The sequence below is a fragment of the Allobosea sp. P2_A10 genome (assembly GCF_056405115.1).
The window spans coordinates 323,328-329,969 of sequence record NZ_JBFUCS010000003.1 but is presented as its reverse complement, the minus strand read 5'-3'; the positions used below and the strand labels follow the sequence as shown (position 1 = coordinate 329,969).

The window sequence follows — 6,642 nt, the reverse complement described above, 5'->3', positions numbered from 1 at the left end:
GCCCACCACGGTCGCGTCGCCATTGGTTGTGCCGGTCGCGCCGAAGACGGCGGCCCAGACATTGTAGCTCGGCTCGATCCGCAGCGTCGGCGCGGGGACCGGGCCCCTGCGGCTGGGCAGATCGGCGGTGAAGTCGCTCGCGCCGCCGCCCAGCATGCGGCCATCGCGGCCGATCGCGTAGGGGTCGAGCATCACGCGCAGGAACTGGTCAGAGGCGCGATAGCCGATCGCGCTCGTGGCGGTGTGGATCTCGCCCGAGAGGGTGTTGACTGCTGCCGCCAGCGCCGCGCGGGTCGGCTGGTTGTAGACGGCAAAGAGCGAGGACACATTGGCGCCGCCCGCGACCGCGCGATCGAGGCCATAGGCGACTGCGGTGATGTTGCGCGTCTGCGTCAACCCGAAGACGGGAGCGGTTGCCGTGACAACGGGTGTGACCGGTGCTGCGGGCGTGGCCGGGGTCGGCGTGGGCGCAACCACCAGCGGGGCCGCCGTCAGCGTCACCTGGACGTTGTTGGCGCCATAGGCGACGGCCGAGGTGACGCCGACGCCGAAGCTGCCGGTGGTGTTGACCGTGGCGAAGGTCCCGGTGCGTGCGCCTGTCGCGGTCAGGATCGTGTAGGGCGTGGCGAAGCTGTAGGTTCCACCTGCCGCGACGAGTTGCAGCGTGCCGTTGAGCGCCGCCGTGCCGGTGACGTTGATGCGGTCCGAGGTCGCGCCCTCGATCTCGATCACGGTGGTCGAGGATGCGCCGAGGATCAGGCCGCCATTGATGTTGAGCGTGCCGACCGAATTGCCCGGCGAGATCGTGCCGTTGACGGTCAGCGTCGGCGTCGCGCCGTTGCCGCCGATCGTCGCCCCGGCCGCGATGGTGAGGCTGCTCGACGAGGCGATGGTGGCGCCGGTCGTGCCGTCCGCGCCGACGACGAGCTTGCCGGCATTGACGACGGTCGCGCCGGTATAGGTGTTGGCGCCGTTGAGCACGAGCGTGCCCGTGCCGGTCTTGGTCAGGCCGTAGGGCGTCTGTTCGATGCCGACGGCTGCTCCCGAGATCACGCCGTTGAGCGTCAGCGTATTGGCGCCGGTGTCGAAGACGGCGTTGGCGGTGCCGAAGCCCGCGCTGGCATTGAACCGGATCGCGTTGGCGAGCGTCACATTGCCCAGCGCCTGCAGCGTCGTCGCCGTTGCGACGTTGATCTGCCCCGTCCCGACCGCCGTGTTGCTGCCGACGCCGAGCGTGCCGGCATTCAGCCCAAACCCGCCGGCGAAGCTGTTGGCGCCGCTGAGGTTCAGCGTGCCGCCATTGTTCTTGTCGAGCCGGCCGACGCCCGAGATCGCCCCGGTCAGCGACAGCGTGTTGTTGTTGGTGACGACGCTGACGCTGCCGTCGAGGATGACCGCGTTGGCAACCGAGACATTGCTGGGCGAGGCGATCAGCGAGGTGTTGCCGGCCATCCTGAGCGTGCCGGTGCCGAGCGCCGACGCGTTGCCGATCTGCAGCCCACCAGCGAGAACCGACAGCCCGCCCGCGCCCGTGCCGGCCCCGTTCAGAACCAGCGTGCCTGCCCCAGACTTGCTCAGCAGACCGGTGAAGGTCACGCCGGTCGTCAACGTCAACGACGCGACGTTGGCGATCTCGCCGCCCGAGGCAGTGACGCTGACCGGACGGGCGAAGGTCTCGGCCGCCACGCTGGTGACGTTCAGCCTGCCGCCATCGAGAACCACGCCGTTCGTCGCGGAATCGTCGCCGAGATTCTGCGACGCCGTGACGCCCATCCCCCCGCCGACCGACAATGTGCCCGCGCTGATCGTCGTCAGGCCCGAATAGCTGCTCCCGCCGAGCAGCGCCACAGTGCCTATACCAAGCTTCGTCAACGAGCCGGTGCCCGAAATAGCGTTGGAAACGTTCAGCGTGGCGCCTGCGCCGCGGTTGAATGCGAGCACACCGTTGTCGACGACGTTGCCCGTGCCGAGCGTCCCGGTCGTCCCGCCATTGCCGATTTGCAGCGTGCCGGCGGAAATCGTCGTCGTATCTGAATAGGTGTTGGCGCCGAGCAGCGCCACGGTGCCGGCGCCGAGCTTCGTCAGCGAGCCGGTCCCGGAAATGACGTTGAGAACGTTCAGCGTGGCGCCTGCGCCGCGGTTGAATGCGAGCACGCCGTTGTTGACGACGTTGCCCGTGCCGAGCGTCCCGGTGATCCCGCCATTGTCGATCTGCAGCGTACCGGCGGAAATCGTCGTCGTGCCCGTGTAGGCGTTGGCGCCCGTTAGGGTCAGCGTTCCCGCGCCGACTTTCTCGATCGAGATCGATCCGGCTGCCTGGGAGAAGGTGCCGCCAAAAGTCGTGCTGGTGCCGAGCGTGCCGATGATGAGCGTCGCCGGGGCGCCGTTGTTATTCGACACCGCGCCTGTGGTGCTTGACAACGAGCCGATCGTGACCGTCGATGCCGCACCAACCAGCGCCAGGAGTCCTCCGGCGCCGAGTTCATAGGCCGAATCGCCGCCGATGGAGCCACTTCTGAGCTGGATGGTGCCGCCAGCGGTAAGATCGTAGGTGACCAGGGCGCCGGTCGGCCCGTTCAGGAAGATGGTCTGGCCGCCTGCTCCCGTCCTGATGGTCTGGTTCGCGCCGGACGAGTTGACGACGCCTGCGGCATTGTTGACCGTCAGATCATCCCCCAGCGTGATGGTGAAACCGGCCGCTCCGGCGAGAAAGTCGATCTCGCCGATCTGCGTGTTTGCGCTCGTCGACACGCTGATCACCGCGCCATTTGGGAGAAACTGCGCCACGTCGCCGCCAGCGGGAACGCCTGCGGGATTCCAGTTCCCAGCCGTATTCCAGTCGGGCGTCGCTCCTGTCCATGTGCTCTGCGCCGAAGCCGGCGCGGCTCCCGTCAATAGCATCGCCGCCAGCACGCCCCCGACGAGAGCGGTTTTCTGCAACAGCGCCGAGCGGCTATTGCGGGCGGTGAAACGAAACGCGGTGGACATAGGCCATTCCCCAGCTTCGAGCCGATCGTCGCACCGCGCGGGATAGCGGCGTGGTCTGATCGGCTCGTCCGATTCCGGAGCTGGAGCGCGCATTGCGCGGACTGCCGCCGTATCGTCGGTTCCAAGTTTTTCTTGGCTGGTTCCGACGCGCGTCAGAATCCCCCCAGCTCACGCTAGGGAAACAGCATGTGCGCGATTTTGAAAGTAACTTTGCGTTGTTTGTTTACAGCTGGTTAACGATGCCCAACATTGTTGCATAATGGCTACATTTTGATCGGCTCGCACGCCACGAGGCCCTGCATCGGGTGCAAAGCATCGCATTGGCTGCCGCCACGGCTGGGCGGAGCGAAATCCCGTCGGCTCATTGACATCACCCCTACCCAGTTCTTAGCTCCGATAGATGGCCGATCACTGGCCATGGCTAACAAGGGGAAGCACTCCATGAGCTTGCGAATCTCCGGCAAGAACATCGATGTCGGCGAGGCCCTGCGCGGGCAGGCCGAGGCCCGCGTCGCCGCCGCGCTCAGCAAATATTACGAGGGCGGCTATCAGGGGCACGTCACCGTCGGAAAGGACGGCACCGCCTTCAAGACCGACGGCGTGCTGCATCTCTCCTCGGGCATCACGCTCGAGGCTTCGGGCACGGCGCACGACGCCTATGCCAGCCTCGACAAGATGGCCGAGCGCATCGAGAAGCGGCTTCGCCGCTACAAGCGCCGGCTCAAGGATCGCTCGGCCTCGAGCAATGGTCGCGACGGCGGCATCGAAATCCCCAGCTATGTGATTGCGGCCCCGGACGACGAAATCGAGGATATCGAAGCCGGTTCCGAGGGCGACAATCCGGTGATCGTCGCCGAATCGACCAAATCCCTGCATGTTCTGACCGTCGTCGATGCCGTCGCCGAACTCGACATGACCGGCGCGCCGGTCGTGATCTTCCGCCATGCTGGCAATGGCCGCATGAACGTCGTATACCGCCGCCGCGACGGCAATATCGGGTGGATCGATCCACCGGCGTCGCTTTCGTAAAGGCCGGCGCGAGACAGCCCCGGCTGTCAAGACTGACCTGTGCAGGAGGGCCATGAGCCCGGCATGGGACATGCATGGACTGGCTTATGACGCTGATCGATCTCCTGACCCCCGCTGCGGTGATTTCGCCGCTGCGGGCCAACGGCAAGAAGCAGGCGCTGCAGGAGTTGGCCCAGCACGCGGCCCGCATCACCAACCTGCCGGAGCGCGAACTGTTCGAGGCGCTGCTGCAGCGCGAGCGGCTCGGCTCGACCGGCATCGGCGACGGTATCGCCATACCGCATGGCCGAATGCCCGGCATCGACCGGCTCGTCGGTCTCTTCGCCCGCGCCGAGAAGCCGATCGATTTCGACGCGCTCGACGGCCAGCCGGTCGACATCATCTTCGTCCTGATCGCGCCCGAGGGCGCCGGCGCGGACCATCTGAAAGCGCTGGCCCGCGTCGCCCGCGTGCTGCGCAACCACGCCGTGCTCGAACAGGTCCGCATGGCCCGCGACCCCGCCGCGATCTACGCGATCCTGGCAGAATCGGCCGCGAAGGCGGCGTAGCCCTCGGCTAGAAGCCTGGAAGCGTTCAAGGCTGGGCTTGGACTGCGTTCGCCGAGCCGCTATGACGCCGGGCAGATTTTGTGTCGCGCGGAACGAATTCTCAAGCGACGCGCCAAACGCCCGGAGCGCCGCCCATGGCCTATACCCACGTCGATCTCTTTCCGCTCGGTGAGGATGCAACGCCCTACCGCAAGCTCGGCACGGAGGGCGTCAGCGTCGAGAAACTCGGCGACCGCGAGGTTCTGACCGTTTCGCGCGAGGCGATCAGGCGGCTCAGCGAACAGGCCTTCATCGACATCAACCATCTGCTGCGGCCGGGCCATCTCGCCCAGCTTTCAAAAATCCTCGACGACCCTGAGGCGACCTCGAACGACAAGTTCGTCGCCTACGACCTGCTCAAGAATGCCAATATCTCCGCCGGCGGCGTGCTGCCGATGTGCCAGGACACCGGCACGGCGATCATCATGGGCAAGAAGGGCCGCAAGGTCTGGACCGATGGCGATGACGAGGCGGCGCTGGGTGAGGGCGTCGCCGACGCCTATTTCAAGCGCAACCTGCGCTACTCGCAGGTCGCCCCGCTTTCGATGTTCGAGGAGAAGAATACCGCGACCAACCTGCCGGCCCAGATCGACATCTATGCCGAAGGCGAGGACGCCTACAAATTCCTCTTCGTCGCCAAGGGCGGCGGCTCGGCCAACAAGACCTTCCTGTTCCAGGCGACGCCCTCCCTCCTGACCAAGGACCGCATGATCGCCTTCCTGAAGGAGAAGATCCTGACGCTCGGCACCGCCGCCTGCCCGCCTTATCACCTCGCCATCGTCATCGGCGGCACCTCCGCAGAGCTGAACCTCAAGACCGTGAAGCTGGCCTCGACCAAATATCTCGACGCGCTGCCGACCAAGGGCTCGCCCTCCGGCCATGCCTTCCGCGATATCGAGATGGAGGAGGAGATCCACAAACTGACGCAGTCGCTGGGCGTCGGTGCGCAGTTCGGCGGCAAGTATTTCTGCCATGACGTGCGCGTCATCCGCCTGCCGCGCCATGGCGCCTCCCTGCCGATCGGGCTCGGCGTCTCCTGCTCGGCCGACCGTCAGGCCAGGGGCAAGATCACCAAGGACGGCATCTGGCTGGAGGCGCTTGAGACCGACCCGTCGAAATACCTGCCGGAGGTCGAGGACGCCTCGCTTGGCGGCGACGTCGTCGAGGTCGACCTGAACCAGCCGATGAGCGGGATCCTCGCGAAGCTGTCGCAATATCCGGTCAAGACGCGGTTGTCGCTGACCGGCACCATCATCGTCGCGCGCGATTCCGCCCATGCCAAGATCCGCGAGCGGCTCGAGACCGGGCAGGGCATGCCCGATTATTTCAAGAACCACCCGGTCTACTACGCCGGCCCGGCCAAGACGCCTGAGGGCATGGCCTCGGGCTCGTTTGGACCCACGACCGCTGGCCGCATGGACTCATTCGTCGACCAGTTCCAGTCCTTTGGCGGCTCGATGGTGATGCTCGCCAAGGGCAACCGCTCGGCGGCGGTGCGCGAGGCCTGCAAGACGCATGGCGGCTTCTATCTCGGCTCGATCGGCGGTCCGGCCGCGCGGCTGGCGCAGGACTGCATCACCAGGGTCGAGGTCCTCGAATATCCCGAACTCGGCATGGAAGCAGTCTGGCGCATCGAGGTCGTGGATTTCCCCGCCTTCATCGTCATCGACGACAAGGGCAACGACTTCTTCAAGGAGCTGAATCTCGGATGAGGGTCGCGCTTGCCGTGATCGGTGTCGCATGCCTGGCTGCGATGCCCGTCTTCGCCCAGGTGAGGCCCGCGACATGCTCGCGCGACCTGTTCCAGAACGAGGCCGGCCTGCGCCAGCAGCAGACGCGGCTGACGGCCGTAGCCACAGCCGACCAGCCGACTCAATGTCGCGCGTTTCGCGAGCACGTCGCCTTTCTGCAGAAATCCCGCGCCGTTTTCGCGACCTGCCAGAGCGGGCGCGAACGCGAGGAGAACGTCGGCCTGATGGACGCTTCGCTTGCCGACTACCGCGTGCTGCTGGCCGATCGTTGCGGCAAGCGCTGATTT

General features: G+C 66.1%; 5 protein-coding genes. 4 read left to right on the top strand and 1 reads right to left on the bottom strand.

Annotated features, from left to right (window positions below):
- Positions 1-2,988, bottom strand: a 2,988-nt coding sequence (locus AC1DZY_RS07495; RefSeq protein ID WP_476819456.1) for a beta strand repeat-containing protein, incomplete at its 3' end; no start/stop codon positions are given.
- Positions 2,989-3,429: 441 nt separating this feature from the next.
- Here AC1DZY_RS07495 and hpf point away from each other — a divergent pair.
- From hpf to AC1DZY_RS07475, 4 genes are all read left to right on the top strand, one after another.
- Positions 3,430-4,017 (top strand): ribosome hibernation-promoting factor, HPF/YfiA family, encoded by a 588-nt coding sequence (hpf, locus tag AC1DZY_RS07490; RefSeq protein WP_476819455.1) that lies wholly within the window; start codon positions 3,430-3,432, stop codon positions 4,015-4,017.
- 86 nt (positions 4,018-4,103) lie between these two features.
- A complete protein-coding gene (gene ptsN, locus AC1DZY_RS07485; protein ID WP_476819471.1) occupies positions 4,104-4,565 on the top strand; it encodes a PTS IIA-like nitrogen regulatory protein PtsN in 462 nt (153 codons plus the stop codon).
- A 134-nt stretch (positions 4,566-4,699) separates the two neighbouring features.
- The gene (locus AC1DZY_RS07480) at positions 4,700-6,316 is read left to right on the top strand and encodes a fumarate hydratase (protein ID WP_476819454.1); all 1,617 of its coding nucleotides are present in this window, start codon (positions 4,700-4,702) and stop codon (positions 6,314-6,316) included.
- Complete coding sequence (locus AC1DZY_RS07475; RefSeq protein ID WP_476819453.1) at positions 6,313-6,639, top strand: hypothetical protein; 327 nt, start codon at positions 6,313-6,315, stop codon at positions 6,637-6,639. The genes AC1DZY_RS07480 and AC1DZY_RS07475 overlap by 4 nt, the downstream gene beginning before the upstream one ends.
- Positions 6,640-6,642: the final 3 nt, after the last annotated feature.